This is a genomic window from Microbacterium sp. (genome assembly GCF_029263575.1).
Lineage (GTDB): Bacteria > Actinomycetota > Actinomycetes > Actinomycetales > Microbacteriaceae > Microbacterium.
Map to the genome: position 1 here is coordinate 1 of NZ_JAJUFV010000064.1, position 16612 is coordinate 16612.

Consider the following 16612-nt stretch of genomic DNA (forward strand, 5'->3'; position numbering starts at 1 on the left):
CGCTCGACCGAGGAGTTCATCCACCACAATCTCGTCCTACGCAAGGGCGAGATCGCCGCGGTCGCTGCCTTCAGCTACCGGGTGCGTACGCCGGAAGACCTCGACAGGGCCGTCGCATTCTTCACCGAACTCGGCTGCGAGGTACGTCGCAAGGAAGACGGATTCGTCACAGGCATCGGCGATTCGGTGCGCGTGATCGACCCTCTCGGGTTCCCATACGAGTTCTTCTACCAGAGCGATCACGTCGAGCGGATGTCGTGGCGCTACGATCTGCACATTCCCGGCGAGCTGGTGCGGCTGGATCACTTCAACCAGATCACCCCCGACGTGCCCCGCGCGGTGAAGTACATGCAAGACCTCGGCTTCCGTGTCACAGAAGACATCCAAGACGAAGAGGGCACGGTCTATGCCGCGTGGATGCGCCGCAAGCCCACCGTGCATGACACCGCGATGACCGGTGGTGACGGCCCGCGTATGCACCACGTGTGCTTCGCGACGCACGAGAAGCACAACATTCTCGCCATCTGCGACAGACTCGGGGCCCTCCGCCGTTCCGATGCGATCGAGCGCGGCCCGGGCCGGCACGGCGTGAGCAATGCGTTCTACCTGTATCTGCGCGACCCCGACGGCCACCGCGTCGAGGTGTACACGCAGGACTACTACACCGGCGATCCCGACAATCCAGTTGTCACCTGGGACGTGCATGACAATCAGCGTCGTGACTGGTGGGGCAACCCCGTCGTCCCTTCGTGGTACACCGATGGTTCGCTCGTACTGGATCTCGATGGCAACCCGCAGCCGGTCGTCGCGCGCACCGATGACAGCGAGATGGCTGTCACGATCGGCGCCGACGGTTTCTCGTACACCCGCCGTGCCGAGGGCGAGGAGTCGATGCCCGAGTGGAAGCAGGGCGAGTACAAGCTGGGGAACCAGCTGTGACGCTCACCGCCGCCCAGCGCGAGCAGATCGCCTCTGAGCTCGCCGAAGCCGACCGTACGCACGGTGTGATCCCGCGCGTGACGGCGCGATTTCCGGATGCCACGATCGAGGACTCCTACGCGATTCAAGGCATCTGGCGTGACAAGAACCTCGCTGCGGGTCGAAAGCTCGTCGGCCGCAAGATCGGACTGACGTCGAAAGCGATGCAGCAGGCAACCGGCATCACCGAGCCCGACTACGGCGTCATGTTCGATGACACCGTCTATGCTTCCGGGGCAGAGATTCCCTTCGATGATTTCTCGAACGTGCGCATCGAGGTCGAGCTCGCGTTCGTACTGGGCCGGCCGTTGGAAGGCCCCGACTGCACGCTCGACGACGCTCTCGCCGCGATCGACTACGCCGTCCCCGCGCTCGAGGTGCTGAACTCGCACATCGAGCTCGAAGGACGCACGATCGTCGACACGATCAGCGACAACGCAGCGTACGGTGCGATGGTGCTCGGCGATGTGCGCAAGCGACCGGACGAGATCGACCTGCGCTGGGTGCCGGGTGTGCTGTCGCGTAACGGCGAGATCGAAGAGACCGGTGTCGCGCAGGGGGTGCTCGGCCACCCCGCCACCGGCGTGGCGTGGCTGGCGAACAAGTTCCATCAGCACGGCGCGCGGCTCGAGGCGGGTGAGATCATCCTGGCAGGATCATTCACGCGGCCCATGTGGGTGCACGAGGGCGACGCGGTGCGGTGTGATTACCGGGAGATGGGAGTCATTGAATGTCGTTTCGTCTAGAACCGGCGCCATCGCTGCGCGAGCGTCTGGCGGCGGTGTCGCGGCCATTCATCGGCGCGTGGATCTGCTCGGGCAGCCCGGTCGCCGCTGAGATCGTCGCCGGATCCGGGCTCGACTGGACGCTGATCGACGGCGAGCACAGCCCGATCGGGCTGGAATCGACCGTGGCTCTGCTGCAAGCTGTCGCCCCCTACCCGATCACGCCGGTCGTGCGGGTGCCGTCGGCCGACCCGGTCTGGATCAAGCAGGTCCTCGATGCGGGCGCGCAGAATATTCTCGTGCCAATGGTGAACAGCGCAGCGGATGCCACGGCCGCCGTCGCCGCGACCCGCTACCCGCCACGCGGCATCCGTGGGGTCGGCAGCGCGCTCGCGCGCGCCGGACAGTGGAACCGCATCGAGAACTACCTGCAGCGTGCCCACGAGATCACGTCGCTGACCGTGCAGATCGAGACGGATGCCGCGGTGCGCGGCGCCCGCGCAATCGCCGAGGTCGACGGAGTGGATGCGGTCTTCATCGGCCCGAGCGACCTCGCAGCCTCTATGGGACTGCTCGGTCAGCAGGAGCATCCCGACGTCGTCGCGGCCGTCGAGCACACGATCGCCGAGGTGCGCGCGGCTGGAAAGCCCGTCGGGGTGAATGCCTTCAACCCGGAGGCCGCGCGCCGCTACCTCGACGCCGGAGCACACTTCGCGCTCGTCGCCGCCGACGTATCGATCCTGGCGCGTGCGACCGAGAAGCTGGCCGCGGAATGGACGAACGTCGACGACGGCGAGCGCGAAAGCTACTGACCCCGGCGGGTGAGGTCAGACTGCGGCCACGTGGGCTGCGTTCACACCGGCGATACGACCCAGACCGATCGCGGTGAGAAGCCCGTTACCCGAAGAATACCCGTCGGCTCCTGTTTTGCCCGACACACCAGCCGCGACGCCACCGCCGGCGAAGAGGCCGGGGATTGGCGTGCCATCAGCGCGCGCAACCGCCGCCGTGTCGTCCACCCGCCAACTGTCAACAGTTTGCAATTTGGGTGGAACTAGGGTGAACACATGGCCCGCCTGCTGATCGTGCATCACTCCCCGACGCCCCAGGTCGCCGAGCTCGCCGCGGCCGTGCTGCGCGGCGCGCACACCGCAAGCAGTGAGGGTGTCGAGGTCATCGAACGGGCTGCGCTCGAGGCGATGGCCACCGATCTGCTCGACGCGCATGCTGTCATCTTCGGCACCACGGCAAACTTCGGGTACATCTCCGGCGCGCTCAAGCACTTCTTCGATACGACGTACACCGACACCCACGAGGCGACACGCGGACGTGCGTTCTCGTATTGGATCCACCGCAGCCACGACACCACCGGCGCCGAACGGGCGATGCAGTCGATCACCACCGGCTACGGGCTGCGCCTCGCCGCCGACCCGGTCGTGTTCACTGGCGACGTGGGCGAGCATCTCACGCGCGCCGAAGAGCTCGGGGCGAGCGTCGCCTGGTCGCTGACCCTGTAGACCGCCTCCGCTCAGCCGAGAGGGTCGGCCAGCAGCCGGGCGAACGCGGACTCGGCCGCGCCGATCAACAGGCGATCCTGCCCGAGCGCAGCCGAGGCGATCTGCAGACCTTCCGCCGCCACCGCAAGAGAACGGGCCCGTACATCGGCGTCGAAGCCTTCCGGATCGTTCTCGCGCAGAATCGCTAGAAATCCGCCGAGCACGACCATCGAGGGATTGAGCACGTTCGCTGCATTTCCGATCGCCGCCGCGAGCACGCGCCGTTGGCGGGCGACCTCCTCGTCGGCGGTCGGGCCCGCTGCGGCGAGCGCAGCCACCAGGGCGGCATCGTCTCCGCCGATCAGCTGCGAGGCAGCCAGCAGCCGCGCGCGGCTGACCTCTGCTTCGAGCACGCCGTCATGCGTGCGTCGGTGAGATTCGTGGGCGATGCCGGGCCGGGTCTGTCCCCATTCGCCCGCGTAGCCGCCGGACCCCCGAATGAGCGATCCGTCGAGGATCAGCCCGCCGCCGATACCGCTGGCACCGCCGTTGAGGTAGACGACATCCGCGTGCACCCGTGCAGCGCCGAACAGGTGCTCAGCGCGTGCGCCGAGCGAGGCGTCATTGTCGACGGTGACCGGCAGTTCGAGCGCGGACGAGAGCGGGCTCACGAGGTCTTCATCGCGCCAGTCGAGGTGCGGCGCCAGCCGCACGAGGCCATCAGCAGCGCGCACGAGCCCTGGCACCGCGACCCCGACACCGATGAGGCGACAGGAGGCGAGTTCGTCGCGTCGCCACCGCTTCACCGTCTCGACGACGGTGGCGACGGCATCCGCTACACTCGGCACATCGTCACGTTCGATGCGGCTGCGCATCCGCAGACCGCCGCCCAACGAGACCGCGCCGATCTCGATCGCGTCGACCTCGGGGTTCACGCCGATGGCGACCACGTCCGCGCTCGGGGCGACGACCGGGCTCGGTCGCCCCGCACGCTTGGTCGGGTCGGGTTCCTGCTCGACGACAAGTCCATGCTCCACAAGGACGGTGACCAGATCGGCCACCGTGGAGCGGTTCAACCCCGTCTCGGCGGTGATGACGGATCGCGATCGTGCTCCCTCGTGATGGACGAGACGCAGAACTTCGCCGAGGTTCGTCCGGCGCACAGCCTCGACCGCGGTTGTGCGTTCCCTCATCGATGACTCATTTCCGTGGGCTGTACCAGTGCCTTCAGCGTATCGGCACAGCCGAATCAGCCCCGGAAGGCTCGTAGCGAAATGAGCGGATGCCGACGCTACCGCGTGGTGCCTGGGAATGACTGGTCGCGAACACGCCCAGCCACAGGCCGAGGAACCCGCCCGTCGATGAGGCATCGAGCTCTCGCCCGTCCACCGTATGGAGGACCTCTCCCCCGGCGAGGAGCGCATAGTCATACGCGCGTGCGCGCACGCCCAGGCGAACCGAGTCCGCACGTTCGCGCACGCTCTCAGCCAAGATGCGTTCGTGGCCGCCCTGGCGGTGCACCACCCGCATCACACATTCGTTCGGGTGCCGTGTGACCTGCACGGTGGCGTGATCGCATTCGGACTGCCTGACCACGAGCCCCACCGTCTCACCATCGACGAGCGCCGAGACGTCGAGCTCGATCATCACGTCGACATCGACGTGCTGCTGGCGCACACCCACGAACGCCACGGCTGCGGCATCCGCCAGCGACGCGGCGCGCACCGGCAAGGTCCATGTGCCGTCGCCGGCGATGTGGGCGACCTGCTCGGGCAGCGCCCGCAGCCCCGTCCATCGCAGATCGTCCGGTGAAACCTCTCCTGAGCGGTGGGCGTCCGGCTGCCACGTACCCGCATCTGCATCCGCCACCGCATCCTCATCCTCGGCCGAGACCTCGAACGTCTCGGGAAGCGATCCTCGACCGGGTGCGAACACCGGCCAGCCGTCCTCCCAGACCACCGGACACAGAAAGGTCTCACGCCCGAGCGGATAGTGATAGCCGTCCTGCGCGCGCATCGCGAGCATGACCGCCTGCCAGGTGCCATCCGGCGTCTGGACGAGATCGGCGTGCCCCGCGCCGATGACCGGGGCGCTTCGGCCCAGGTGCCGGTGCGTGAAAACCGGGTTTGCGCGGTTACCTTCGTAGGGGCCGGTCAGGGCATCGGCGCGGGCCACGCTGACGGCGTGATGGAACTCGGTGCCCCCTTCGGCGGCGATCAGATACCAGCATCCGTCAACCAGAAACAGGTGCGGCGCCTCCGCCCACACCACACGATCGAGCGCGCCGCGCCAGATCACATGCTCCTCGCCCACAAGCGCCCGCTCATCACGCGAGTATTCACGCACCCAGACCTCGGTCTGGTGATACCACTGCGGTTCACGCGCCAGGCGTGTGCCGTGCATCCACACCCGACCCGTCTCGTCGAACGCGACCGAGGGGTCGATGCCGTCGACGTCCAGCCAGATCGGCTCGCTCCAGGGGCCCCGCGCGTCCCGAGCGGTGATCACGAAATTGCCGCCGCGGGTGGCATCGGCCTGGTCGACGAGGGTGCACACGATCCAGAAGCGCTCACCGTCATGGCGGATCGTGGGCGCATACAGCCCACCAGATGAGCGGATGCCCTCGAAATCCAGCATCCCCGCGCGATCGATAGCATGGCCCACCGTCTCCCAGTGCACCAGGTCTCGTGAGCGCATGATCGGAAGCCCCGGCAGATACTCGAACGTCGAACTCACGAGGTAGTAGGTCTCCCCCACCCGGCAGATCGACGGGTCGGGATAGCAGCCAGGAAGGATCGGATTGGTTGCCGTGATCGTCACCATGACGCCTCGACGATGCGGGCGTCAGCGGCGGTCACGGCGTGCACATCGCCGGTGAGCACGAGGGTCCGGGACGGTGTGGCCGATCCCGGGATCTCGTGCGCATGGCGACCGCGCGCGTTTGAGATCACGCCGGCGGTCGCATCGTCCAGCTGAACCGGAGAAGCCGCCGCGTGCGAGGCGACCCAGACCTCGATGTCACCGGGTTCGACGACGCGGGTACCGGTGCGATCAGTGAACGCCAGTCGCGCTGTCGGCACGTCGAAGCTCACCCTCCGGGACTGACCGGGTTCGAGTGACACACGGGCGTACCCGAGCAGCCCAGCGACCGGCCGGGTCACCGATGCGACCACATCGCGCCCGTACAGCTGGACGACGTCGGTCGCCGCGCGCTGGCCCGTGTTGGTGACGGTGACCGACGCCGCGAAGCGCCCGCTCGTCGCTGCGTGGGAATCTACCCGCAGCTCGTCGTACGCGAAATCGGTGTACGACAGCCCGAATCCGAACGGGCGCACCGGTGTCGGGTCGGAGGAGGTCACCTCCGACGCACCACCCAGAATCGGATGCAGGTACGCATAGGGCTGCGCCCCCGCCGACCGCGGCAGGCTCACCGGCAACCGACCCGAGGGCGATGCGGCGCCGGTCAGCACATCGGCCACTGCCCGAGCGCCTTCCTCTCCGGGAAAGAACGACTGCACAACGGCCGCCGGCAGCTGTCGGGGCCCGTCGTCACCGGCATCCAGCGCCCAGCCGACGGCGTAGGGGCGACCGGTGAGCATCACCATCACCACCGGTGTTCCGGTGGCCACGAGCCGCTCGATGAGCTCGCGCTGGACGCCGGGACGCTCAAGCGACTCGGTATCATTGCCCTCTCCGACAGTGCCGCGTCCGAACAGCCCCGCCTGATCGCCGACCACGACGATCGCCACGTCCGCGGCTGATGCCACCTCCGCGGCAGCTTCGAAACCCGAACGGTCGTCGCCATCGACCTCGCAGCCACGAGCGACGATGATCTCGGCTTCGGGCAACGCTTCGACCAGCGCTTCGCGCACCGTCGGAATCTCGAAGCCGATCTCGTATTCGGGGTGGTGCGCGAGCACATGGTTCGCAAACGAATAGCACCCCTGCAGGGCTTCAGCCCGGTCGGCATTGGGACCGATCACCGCAATGCTCTTCGCCTTCGTCGCCAGCGGCAACGCGCCATCGTTCGACAACAGCACCAGCGACTGCTCGGCGAGCCGGCGCGCGACTGCACGGTGGCGCGGGGTATCGAGATCGATTTCCTGCGGCGGATCAGACTCGAAGGCATCCGGATCGAGCAGGCCCAGCTCGTCTTTCTGCGACAGAGCACGGATGACCGCGCGATCCAGGTAGCCCTCATCGAGCTTCCCCGAGCGCACCCGCTCGACCAGCGCTGCGCCATAGGCGTCTGCGGAGGGAAGTTCGATATCGATACCCGCGATCAGTGCCTGGTGGGCGGCTTCCCCCCGATCAGCGGCGACCGCGTGCATCGCCTCGAGGAACGCCACAGCGAAATAGTCGGCCACCACGACGCCCTCGAAGCCGAGCTGTTCACGCAGGAGCGCGGTCAGCAGCCGGGGGTCCGAGGCGACGGGCACACCGTCGATCTCGGCGTAGCTGTTCATCACACTCTTCACACCGCCATCACGGATCGCCATCTCGAACGGCGGGAGGAACACATCGGCGACCTCGCGTGGCCCGGCAGAAACCGGGGCGTGGTTGCGTCCGGCGTGCGAGCCAGAGTAGCCGAGGAAGTGCTTCAGCGTCGCGTGCACCCCACGCGATTGCAGCCCCTGCACATAAGCGGTACCGACCGTCCCCACGAGATAGGGGTCTTCCCCGATGCACTCATCCACCCGACCCCAACGCGGATCACGGACGACATCGAGCACGGGAGCGAGCCCCTGATGGATGCCCAGCTCACGCATCGACTCCCCGATCAGCGCGCCCATCTCGGCGACGAGCTCGGGGTCGAACGACGCGCCCCAAGCCAGCGGCGTAGGAAAGGTCGCCGCCTTCCACGCCGCAAGCCCGGTCAGGCACTCCTCATGCACGAGCGCCGGGATGCCGAGTCGGGTCTCGCGCTTGAGCCGGCGCTGTTCCTCCCACAGCCACGCGGCACGCTCAGCAGGATCGACCGGGCGCGTCCCGTACACGCGGGTGTAATGTCCGATGCCGTCCTTCGTGATGTCCGCGAGCGCCGCGGGTGCAGCATCGCCGCCCATCTCGTTCTGCATCGGCGCGACGACCTCACCCCCCTGGTCGAGCCAGTAGCCGCCCAGTTGCGCGACCTTCTCTTCGATGCTCATGCGTGCCAGAAGCTCCGCCACACGGGGCGACGCGACCGGGAACGCCGGGATGTCTTCGCTCATGCGAGCCTCCGGTGAAGATGTGAAAACCATGGTGCGACCTCAGCCCTTGACCGCGCCGGTGAGCCCGCCGACGATACGGCGTTCGAACAGGCTGAAGAAGATCAGCGCCGGCAGCATCGACAGCGATGTGTACGCGAGTACACGCGCGGTGTCGACCGAGTACTGCGAGGCGAAGTTCTGCACGCCCAGCGGCAGAGTGAACAGACTCGGGTCGCTGAGGATGAACAGCGGCAGCAAGTAACCGTTCCACGCGCCGACAAACGCCAGGATGCCGACGGTGATGACCCCCGGCAGGCTCAGCGGGATCACCATGCGCCAGAAGAAGCCGAGGCGCGAGGCCCCGTCGATGGCAGCTGCTTCCTCCAGCTCGTTCGGAATCGCACGCAGGAACGGAACGAGGATGATGATGGTCACCGGCAGCGCGAAGGCGATCTGCGGCAGGATGATGCCAGCGAGAGAGTTGACCAGGCCGAGGTTGCGAACCAGCAGGTACAGCGGCGTGATCGCCACGGTGATCGGGAACATGAGACCTGCGGCGAACAGTGCGTACATCACGCCACGTCCGCCGAAGTCATAGCGTGCGATCACGTAGCTGGCCATGACGCCCAGCAGCACGGCTCCGACCGTTGTTCCGATGGCCGAGATGGTCGAGTTGACCATCGCCGTCCAGAACTCCGAGCTGACCAGCACGTCGCCGTAGTTGGCGAGTTCCCACGGTGCGGGAAACGCCGACGGATCCATCGTGATCTGGGCGTTCGTGCGAAACCCGCCGATGATGATGTACAGCACCGGGGTGATGCAGATGGTGATCAGCACGACGGCGATCAGGTAGACCCCCGGGCTCCCCCAGCGCGCCTTCGGCTGGCGTGGCGGGCGCCCTGGCTTGCGGGGCTGTACAACGAGCGAGGTGCGCAGATTCTCGGTGGTCACGCGCGTTTCCTTCCGCTTGCACCGGTCACGGCCCCTTCGGTGTCGCGCCGCAGGACGAAGCGCTGATACACGAGGGCGATGACGAGGGAGATGAGAAAGAGCATCACGGCCACTGCGTTACCGAAGCCGTAGCTGCCGGCGAGATGTCCGTTCTGGTACATGTAGGTCGCCATCGTCGAGGTGCCCGCGGTCGACGCGATGTACTGCCCCCAGATGATGTTGACCAGATCGAACAGCTGCAGCGAACCGATGATCGAGAGAAACGCCCAGATCCGGATGGTCGGGCCCAGAAGCGGCAGCGTGATGCTCCACTGGATCTTCCAGAACCCGGCGCCGTCGATCGCTGCCGCTTCATAGAGCTCGTCAGGGATGGACTGCATGCCCGCGAGCATGAGAATGACGGCGAAACCGATGTACTTCCACGTGATGATGATCATCAGCGTCCACATCGCGATGGCAGGATCGGCGAGCCACGACTGCTGCAGCGCGCCGAGCCCCCATTTGTCGAGGAGCGAGTTCAGCGCCCCGGCATCCTGCATCATCAGGCTCCATCCGATGCCGACGATGACCTCCGAGATCACGTACGGCATGAAGATCAACACCCGGATCAGCGAGCGGCCGCGCATCTTCTGATTCAGCAGCAGCGCGAACAGAATCGCGATGGGCCCCTGCATGACGAGCGAGAGCACGACGATGATGAAGTTGTGCAGCACCGCGTCGCGGAAGGATTCGTCCTGCCAGATGAGGAAGTAGTTGTTGAGACCGACGAACTCGGTGGGCCAGCCGAAGCCGTTCCATTTGAAGAAGCCGTAGAACGCCGCCATTGCCACCGGAAAGATGACGAATCCGACGAACATGAGCAGCGCCGGGCCCGAGAGCAACGCGATCTCGCCGCGTTTGCGCCAGTCGGCACGCGGGCGCCGGCGCACCGGGGCCGGCGTGGCGCCAGCCCCGGTGCGAACGTCGCTCTCAGGCACGGCCGCTGCCCTCACCTGGGTATCGGTCATCGTCCGGCTCAGCCCCGCTCTGCGGCATTGGAGATCTCTGCCACGAGGCTCTCGGGGTCACCCTGACCGGCGAGCAGCTCGACGACTCCGACGTTCAGCGCATTACCGACGTTCTGGCCGAGTGCGGTGTCCAGCCACAGGGCAACGTACGGCGCAGTGCTGTACGCCTCCATGAGGGGAATCAGCGAGGGATCAGTGACGGCGCCGGTGGCTTCTTGTGAGGCGGGGATGGTCTGGAACGCGACGGCGTAGTTCTCTTGCCACTCCTTCGACGCGATGAAGTTGAGGAAGTCCTCGCATGCCGTCGGAGAGTCGTTCGAGCACGAGTACCCGTCGACGCCACCCATCATGGCGCCGGGGGCGCCGTCACCGCCATCGACTTCAGGGAAAGGGAACCAGCCCAGGTCGGGCAACGGCTGCTCATCGGGGGTCAGCCCGGCGATCACACCGACGTCCCAAGCGCCCATGAGCTCCATGGCTGCCTTGTGGTTGGCGACGAGCCCCGCTGACGAGTTCGCACCCTCTTGCGCGGATGTCGTCAGGAAGCCCTCGTTGAACGGCTCGACAGCGACGAAATCCGCCAGACTCTCGGCGGCTTCGAGCCAGCATCCGTCGGTGAAATCGGCGTTGGTCGACAGATTCGCGATGATGTCCTCACTACAGGCTCGCACGGCGAAGAAGTAATACCAGTGCGCAGCGGGCCACGCATCCTTCGCCCCGAGAGCGATCGGCTGGATCCCGGCCGCCTTGAGCTTGTCGACGGCATCCTCCAGCTCGCCGATCGTGGACGGCTCGGAGGTGATGCCGGCCTGCTCGAAGAGGTCCTGGCTGTAGAAGATGCCGCCGGGCAGTACGGCGCTGGGCATGCCATAGATCTTGTCGTCGATGGTGAAGGCACTGAACGGCGCATCACCGAAAGCGCTCTTCACGTCATCGTCGATGAGGTCGGAGAGATCTTTCACCGCGCCAGCACTGACGATGTCAGCGAGCTTTCCACCGCCGCGCGCCATGAAGATATCGGGCATGTCACCGGAGTTGACAGCGGTCTGCAGCTTGCCATCCATGTCTTCGTTCTGGATCGAGGTGACGTCGATCGTGACGTCGGGATTCTCTTCGTGGAACGCTGCAGCTGCGTCTTCCCAGTACTGCTTACCCGGACCGGTTGTGGAGTTGTGCCACAGGGTGAGGGTGCCGCCCTCGCCGCCACCGCCGGAATCCCCGGAACAGGCTGCGAGCCCCAGCACCATCAGTCCGGCGACGGCTGCCGCTGCCGTTCGAGCATTGCGCGTCTTCATTGCCGTGTTCTCCTCTTCATCGAGTGATTGCACCACTGCCGCGTGCAGTGAGTCGCGCCACGACGTCGGGCCGGGCGCCCAATTTGTTGCCAGCAACACCAATATGCTGTGCGGACACTCTGACACCTCCGCACCGGAGATGTCAATCGATATCGATAACGTTTTCTAAGATGCGGTTATAGTAGCCCCATGAATCGCCGGACCACGATCAACGATGTCGCTCGCACTGCCGGAGTGTCGGTTGCGACCGTATCGAAAGCCATCAACGGACGCTACGGGGTCTCGGCTGCGACACTGGCGCACGTCATGGAAGTCGTCGCTGACCTCGGCTACGAGAGTTCGCTCGTGGCCACATCGATGCGGCGGCAGAGCACGAACGTCATCGGCGTACTCGTGGCAGAGTTCGAGCCGTTCTCCCTGCAGCTGCTGCGCGGGGTCTCTGCGGCGCTGGAGAACACAGACTACGACGTCCTCGCCTATGCAGGAACCGTCTCAGCCGGCGAGCACCGGGGCTGGGAGCAGAGGTCGCTGTCGCGCCTGGGCGGAACGCTCATCGACGGAGCGATCCTCGTGACTCCCACCACCACGCGCGCAGCTTCCTCGGTGCCGATCGTCTCCGTCGACCCCCATGTCGGCGCCAACGACTCAGCCACCATCAGCGTGGCGAACATCGAAGGCGCACGCGCGGCGACCGAGCATCTGATCGAACGGGGCCACCGCCGCATCGCCCATCTGCGCGGACGCACTGACCTCGAATCCGCCCAGGAACGCGAACAGGGCTACCGCGATGCACTTCATGCCGCCGGCATCCGCCTCGATCCCGCGCTCGTCGCCGACGGCGGGTATCGCGCCGCCGATTCCACCGCCGCTGCCCATGCCGTCCTCGACCTGGCAGACACCCCGACCGCCGTATTCGCTGCCAACGACCTGTCTGCCATCGAGATGATGCGGGTGGCGACCAAGCGCGGTCTGCGCATCCCCGATGACCTCTCGGTCGTCGGCTTCGATGACATTCTCGACGCAGGCTCCCACACGCCACAGCTCACCACAGTGCGCCAGCCCCTCCCCGAGATGGGCACCGCCGCCGTGCAGATGCTGCTGGAAGTGCTACGCGGAAACGATCCAGAACCGGTTCGGATGCCGACGACGCTGATCGTCCGCGAATCCACGGCCGCGCCCCGCATGCCCTGAGGCGCGTTCGCCGACTCGATTGCGCGCCGCGCCATCTTCGCTTATGTTGTCTCTCACAACTTATATTCGTCCGCTCGCAGAGGAGCTGCCATGACCACCCCCACACCCACCCCTGAGGACAAGTTCTCCTTCGGCCTGTGGACCATCGACTACAACGGCAACGACCCGTTCGGAGGCCCCACCCGTCCCGACCTCGACGTCGTCCACGCCGTCGAGAAGCTCGCCGAGCTGGGAGCCTACGGACTGACCTTCCATGACGACGATCTCTTCGCCTTCGGCTCGACCGATGCTGGGCGCCAGAAGCAGATCGACCGCCTCAAGGGCGCCCTGTCCGAAACCGGGCTCGTCGTGCCGATGGTGACCACGAACCTGTTCAGCGCACCGGTGTTCAAAGACGGCGGATTCACCTCCAACGACCGCGAGGTGCGACGTTACGCCCTGCGCAAGGTACTGCGCCAGCTCGATCTGGGCGCTGAGCTCGGCGCGAAGACCTTCGTCATGTGGGGCGGCCGCGAAGGTGCCGAGTTCGACACGGCCAAAGACGTCCGACAGGCCCTGGAGCGCTACCGCGAGTCAGTGAACCTGCTCGCCCAGTACGTCACCGACAAAGGCTACGACATCCGCTTCGCGATCGAACCCAAGCCCAATGAGCCTCGCGGCGACATCCTGCTGCCCACGCTCGGACACGCGATCGCCTTCATCAGTTCCCTCGAGCGCCCCGAGCTGTTCGGTGTGAACCCCGAAGTCGGGCACGAGCAGATGGCCGGTCTCAACTTCACCGCCGGTGTCGCACAGGCGTTGTACCACGGCAAGCTCTTCCACATCGACCTCAACGGTCAGCGCAGCATCAAATACGACCAGGACCTCGTGTTCGGCCACGGCGACCTGCACAACGCGTTCTCTCTCGTCGACCTCCTCGAGAACGGTGGCCCAGGCGGAGTACCCGCCTATGACGGTCCGCGCCACTTCGACTACAAACCCGCGCGCACCGAGGACGAATCGGGCGTCTGGGACTCGGCTGCGGCCAACATGCGCATGTACTTGCTGCTCAAAGAGCGCGCCGCCGCCTTCCGCGCCGACCCCGAGGTGCTAGAGGCACTGGCTGCCGCCAAGGTAGACGAGCTTGCTACCCCGACGCTGAACCCCGGCGAGAGCTACGACGACCTGCTCACTGACCGCAGCGCCTACGAGGACTTCGACACCGACGCGTACTTCGGCGCGAAGGGCTCCGGTTTCGTGCGCCTGCAGCAGCTCGCCTCCGAGCACCTGCTCGGCGCGCGCTGACGCCTCCGTGACCACTCGCCCGCTCGGCGCTGACGCTCTTTCACCCCGTTTCGTACCGGGTCAGCGGCGGGCGGGCGGGTTCGCATCTCAGGTGGCGCATTCATAGGAATCCCCGCCACACTGGAATCATGACCTTCGCAGCTCTCCAGCCCCTCGCCGATCGTGCCGCCCTCTTCGCCGCTCTTCGTCAAGACGCTCTCACCGACGCCGTCGAAGCGCTGGGCGAGAATCGGTGGGATGCCGATATGGCTGCGGGAACGCTCACCTTCACCTCCAAGGCGGATGCCACGCGTCAGCTGATCACCCGCCCGCACATGATCGCGACGATCGCGCCGGGACCCCGGTCGCTCATGTGGGCCTGGGCACACCCGCAGGGCGACCCACAGGGAGTGGCCGCGCAGCTGCGCGACTACGGCACTCAGTATCAGATCGCCGAGCTCAGCCAGCCCGAGCTGGCGTTCCCCGAAGACACCGGCGACGATCTCGACGCCTGGATCGCGCAGGCCGCACACCAGATCGGCACGGTCGCGACGGAGATCACCGGTCGTTCGCCGTATTATTCGGCCCCGGTCGGCGGCGGCACCCGCGCGGTCTTCCTGCTCGATGCACCGATCGCGGCGACCACCGTCGCCGACGCCGTCATCAAGACTCCGCGCATGCTGTCGACCCTCAGCCTCAGCGACGCTCGTTCGTCACTGTGGGATGCCGCCCGCCTCGCCGGCTGGGACCTGCAGTGGACCGACGAGGCGTTCAGCGGCGCGACCGTCACCGATGCATCCGGCTCTGCGACCTTCCGCTTCGACGACCAGGCACGCATCACCGGCGTCGAGAGCTCCCTCGGCGGCTGAGCCCCAGTCAGTCGGCGACAAGCCGCTCGGCGGCCTCGACCACGTTCGTGAGCAGGAGTGCGACGGTCATCGGCCCGACCCCTCCGGGGTTCGGCGAAACGGCACCGGCCACCTCGGCGACTGCCGGATCCACATCGCCGTAGACCTTTGACTTTCCGGTCTCCGGGTCGTCCTCACGGGTGACGCCGACATCGAGCACGGCCGCACCGGGTTTGACGTCTTCCCGACGGATGAGGTGCTTGACCCCCGCCGCGGCGACGATGACGTCTGCCTCTCGCAGGTGCTTGGGCATATCGACCGTGCCGGTGTGGGTCAGCGTAACCGTCGCATTGAGTTCGCGCCGGGTCAGAAGCAACCCGATCGAGCGCCCGATCGTCACGCCGCGGCCGACAACCACGACGTGCTTGCCCGCCAGATCGTAGTCATTGCGCAGCAGCAGCTCGATGACCCCGCGGGGCGTGCACGGCAGGGGCGTGTGGATCGGCGCGTTCACATTCAGCACGAGCCGGCCCAGATTCGTGGGGTGCAGCCCATCGGCATCCTTCGCGGGATCGATGCGCTCGAGCACAGCGTCGGTGTCGATGTGCTTCGGCAACGGCAGCTGCACGATGTAGCCGTGGCACGCCGGGTCGGCGTTGAGCTCATCGATCAGCGCCTCGACCTCGGCCTGGGTGGTGTCGGCCGGCAGTTCGCGCTGGATCGAGTTCATCCCGATCGCCTCGGACTGCCGGTGCTTCATACCCACGTACAGCTGCGAGGCCGGGTCGGCTCCCACGAGCACCGTGGCGATGCCGGGCACGATCCCCTGCTCACGCAGCGCCGCCACGCGCTCGGCCAGCTCTGCCTTGATCTCGGCTGCCGCTGCCTTGCCGTCCAGAATCTGCGCGGTCATGGTCTCAACTTCCTCTCAGCGTGCGAGACGGGGTTTGCAGCATGAGACGGGTGCAGGCACCCCTGGTCTCATGCTGGAAACCCTGTCTCGCGAAAACGAAGGCCCTACTGCTGCAGCTCGGGGTACAGGGGGAAGGCCGCGGCCAGGGCGTCGACGCGCGCCTTCAGCGCCGCGACATCAGCACCGGGCAACAGCGCGAGCGCGATGATGTCAGCGACCTCGGTGAACTCGGCATCGCCGAAGCCTCGCGTGGCCAGGGCCGATGTGCCGATGCGCAGGCCCGAGGTGACCATCGGCGGACGCGGGTCGTTCGGCACCGCGTTGCGGTTGACTGTGATGTGGATCTCGTGCAGCAGATCTTCTGCCTGCTTGCCGTCGAGCTCAGCGTCACGCAGATCGACGAGCACGAGGTGCACATCGGTTCCGCCCGAGCGCACGGCAATACCGGCATCCGCCACGTCCTGACGCGTCAGGCGATCAGCGAGGATCGCCGCGCCACTGACGGTGCGCTGCTGGCGGTCTTTGAACTCCGCGGTGCCAGCGAGTTTGAACGCCGTAGCCTTCGCGGCGATCACGTGCATCAGCGGGCCGCCCTGCTGCCCCGGGAACACAGCCGAGTTGATCTTCTTCGCGATGTCGGCGTCGTTGGTCAGGATGAAGCCCGAGCGCGGGCCGCCGATCGTCTTGTGCACCGTCGACGAGACCACGTGCGCGTGCGGCACGGGGTTGGGGTGCACGCCCGCGGCGACGAGC

At 66.5% G+C, this 16612-nt stretch carries 15 protein-coding genes and 1 pseudogene; 7 read left to right on the forward strand and 9 right to left on the reverse strand.

The features are described 5' to 3' along the window. The 3 genes from hpaD to Q1J95_RS08305 all read left to right on the forward strand — a co-directional run. A partial coding sequence (hpaD, locus tag Q1J95_RS08295) for a 3,4-dihydroxyphenylacetate 2,3-dioxygenase (RefSeq protein WP_300267005.1) occupies positions 1-939 on the forward strand: 939 nt, incomplete at its 5' end. Continuing rightward, the gene (locus Q1J95_RS08300; protein WP_300267006.1) at positions 936-1724 is read left to right on the forward strand and encodes a fumarylacetoacetate hydrolase family protein; all 789 of its coding nucleotides are present in this window, start codon (positions 936-938) and stop codon (positions 1722-1724) included. The genes hpaD and Q1J95_RS08300, both read left to right, overlap by 4 nt. Then, positions 1709-2515 carry an HpcH/HpaI aldolase/citrate lyase family protein gene (locus Q1J95_RS08305; RefSeq protein WP_300267007.1) on the forward strand — a complete coding sequence of 269 codons (807 nt, stop codon included), beginning with the start codon at positions 1709-1711 and terminating at the stop codon, positions 2513-2515. Before Q1J95_RS08300 ends, Q1J95_RS08305 begins: the two co-directional genes overlap by 16 nt. Positions 2516-2530: 15 nt before the next feature. Here Q1J95_RS08305 and Q1J95_RS08310 read toward each other — a convergent pair whose 3' ends face one another. After that, positions 2531-2722: a hypothetical protein gene (locus tag Q1J95_RS08310; RefSeq protein ID WP_300267009.1), complete on the reverse strand. Its 192-nt coding sequence runs from the start codon at positions 2720-2722 to the stop codon at positions 2531-2533. A gap of 48 nt (positions 2723-2770) precedes the next feature. Between Q1J95_RS08310 and Q1J95_RS08315 the strand changes: the two genes are divergently transcribed. Next, the gene (locus tag Q1J95_RS08315; RefSeq protein WP_300267011.1) at positions 2771-3220 is read left to right on the forward strand and encodes a flavodoxin; all 450 of its coding nucleotides are present in this window, start codon (positions 2771-2773) and stop codon (positions 3218-3220) included. Positions 3221-3231: 11 nt separating this feature from the next. On the opposite strand, the gene Q1J95_RS08320 is transcribed toward Q1J95_RS08315, so the two are convergent. From Q1J95_RS08320 to Q1J95_RS08345, 6 genes are read right to left on the reverse strand one after another with little or no spacing between them, the layout of a single operon-like run. Then, the gene (locus Q1J95_RS08320) at positions 3232-4392 is read right to left on the reverse strand and encodes an ROK family transcriptional regulator (protein ID WP_300267012.1); all 1161 of its coding nucleotides are present in this window, start codon (positions 4390-4392) and stop codon (positions 3232-3234) included. A 34-nt stretch (positions 4393-4426) separates the two neighbouring features. Beyond that, positions 4427-6019: a glycoside hydrolase family 43 protein gene (locus tag Q1J95_RS08325; protein WP_300267013.1), complete on the reverse strand. Its 1593-nt coding sequence runs from the start codon at positions 6017-6019 to the stop codon at positions 4427-4429. Beyond that, entirely contained in the window at positions 6016-8412 is a 2397-nt protein-coding gene (locus tag Q1J95_RS08330; protein WP_300267014.1) for a glycoside hydrolase family 3 N-terminal domain-containing protein, read from the reverse strand. Before Q1J95_RS08330 ends, Q1J95_RS08325 begins: the two co-directional genes overlap by 4 nt. Positions 8413-8451: 39 nt before the next feature. After that, complete coding sequence (locus Q1J95_RS08335; RefSeq protein WP_300267023.1) at positions 8452-9327, reverse strand: carbohydrate ABC transporter permease; 876 nt, start codon at positions 9325-9327, stop codon at positions 8452-8454. Between the two features lie 11 nt (positions 9328-9338). After that, positions 9339-10349, reverse strand: a complete 1011-nt coding sequence (locus Q1J95_RS08340) for a carbohydrate ABC transporter permease (protein ID WP_300267015.1) — start codon at positions 10347-10349, stop codon at positions 9339-9341. 8 nt (positions 10350-10357) lie between these two features. Further along, complete coding sequence (locus Q1J95_RS08345; protein WP_300267016.1) at positions 10358-11644, reverse strand: extracellular solute-binding protein; 1287 nt, start codon at positions 11642-11644, stop codon at positions 10358-10360. A gap of 189 nt (positions 11645-11833) precedes the next feature. Between Q1J95_RS08345 and Q1J95_RS08350 the strand changes: the two genes are divergently transcribed. The 3 genes from Q1J95_RS08350 (at position 11834) to Q1J95_RS08360 (ending at position 14967) form a co-directional block, all read left to right on the forward strand. Beyond that, positions 11834-12835, forward strand: a complete 1002-nt coding sequence (locus Q1J95_RS08350) for a LacI family DNA-binding transcriptional regulator (protein WP_300267018.1) — start codon at positions 11834-11836, stop codon at positions 12833-12835. 90 nt (positions 12836-12925) lie between these two features. Next, entirely contained in the window at positions 12926-14119 is a 1194-nt protein-coding gene (gene xylA, locus Q1J95_RS08355; RefSeq protein WP_300267019.1) for a xylose isomerase, read from the forward strand. A 128-nt stretch (positions 14120-14247) separates the two neighbouring features. Further along, entirely contained in the window at positions 14248-14967 is a 720-nt protein-coding gene (locus Q1J95_RS08360) for a DUF6882 domain-containing protein (RefSeq protein ID WP_300267021.1), read from the forward strand. A 7-nt stretch (positions 14968-14974) separates the two neighbouring features. Here the strand turns inward: Q1J95_RS08360 and Q1J95_RS08365 are convergent, their stop codons facing one another. Together Q1J95_RS08365 and Q1J95_RS08370 are read right to left on the reverse strand one after the other, a co-directional pair. Then, positions 14975-15859: a bifunctional methylenetetrahydrofolate dehydrogenase/methenyltetrahydrofolate cyclohydrolase gene (locus Q1J95_RS08365; protein WP_300267022.1), complete on the reverse strand. Its 885-nt coding sequence runs from the start codon at positions 15857-15859 to the stop codon at positions 14975-14977. Positions 15860-15963: 104 nt separating this feature from the next. Further along, positions 15964-16612 (reverse strand): annotated as a pseudogene (locus Q1J95_RS08370) (serine hydroxymethyltransferase); the annotation flags it as partial.

What these genes read in the sequence shown, in the direction of transcription:
- Q1J95_RS08305 (WP_300267007.1), top strand. Translation starts at nt 1,709, where the DNA reads ATGTCGTTTCGTCTAGAACCGGCGCCATCGCTGCGCGAGCGTCTGGCG.
- Q1J95_RS08315 (WP_300267011.1), top strand. Translation starts at nt 2,771, where the DNA reads ATGGCCCGCCTGCTGATCGTGCATCACTCCCCGACGCCCCAGGTCGCC.
- Q1J95_RS08320 (WP_300267012.1), bottom strand. Translation starts at nt 4,392, where the DNA reads ATGAGGGAACGCACAACCGCGGTCGAGGCTGTGCGCCGGACGAACCTC.
- Q1J95_RS08330 (WP_300267014.1), bottom strand. Translation starts at nt 8,412, where the DNA reads ATGAGCGAAGACATCCCGGCGTTCCCGGTCGCGTCGCCCCGTGTGGCG.
- Q1J95_RS08340 (WP_300267015.1), bottom strand. Translation starts at nt 10,349, where the DNA reads ATGACCGATACCCAGGTGAGGGCAGCGGCCGTGCCTGAGAGCGACGTT.
- Q1J95_RS08345 (WP_300267016.1), bottom strand. Translation starts at nt 11,644, where the DNA reads ATGAAGACGCGCAATGCTCGAACGGCAGCGGCAGCCGTCGCCGGACTG.
- Q1J95_RS08350 (WP_300267018.1), top strand. Translation starts at nt 11,834, where the DNA reads ATGAATCGCCGGACCACGATCAACGATGTCGCTCGCACTGCCGGAGTG.
- xylA (WP_300267019.1), top strand. Translation starts at nt 12,926, where the DNA reads ATGACCACCCCCACACCCACCCCTGAGGACAAGTTCTCCTTCGGCCTG.
- Q1J95_RS08360 (WP_300267021.1), top strand. Translation starts at nt 14,248, where the DNA reads ATGACCTTCGCAGCTCTCCAGCCCCTCGCCGATCGTGCCGCCCTCTTC.
- Q1J95_RS08365 (WP_300267022.1), bottom strand. Translation starts at nt 15,859, where the DNA reads ATGACCGCGCAGATTCTGGACGGCAAGGCAGCGGCAGCCGAGATCAAG.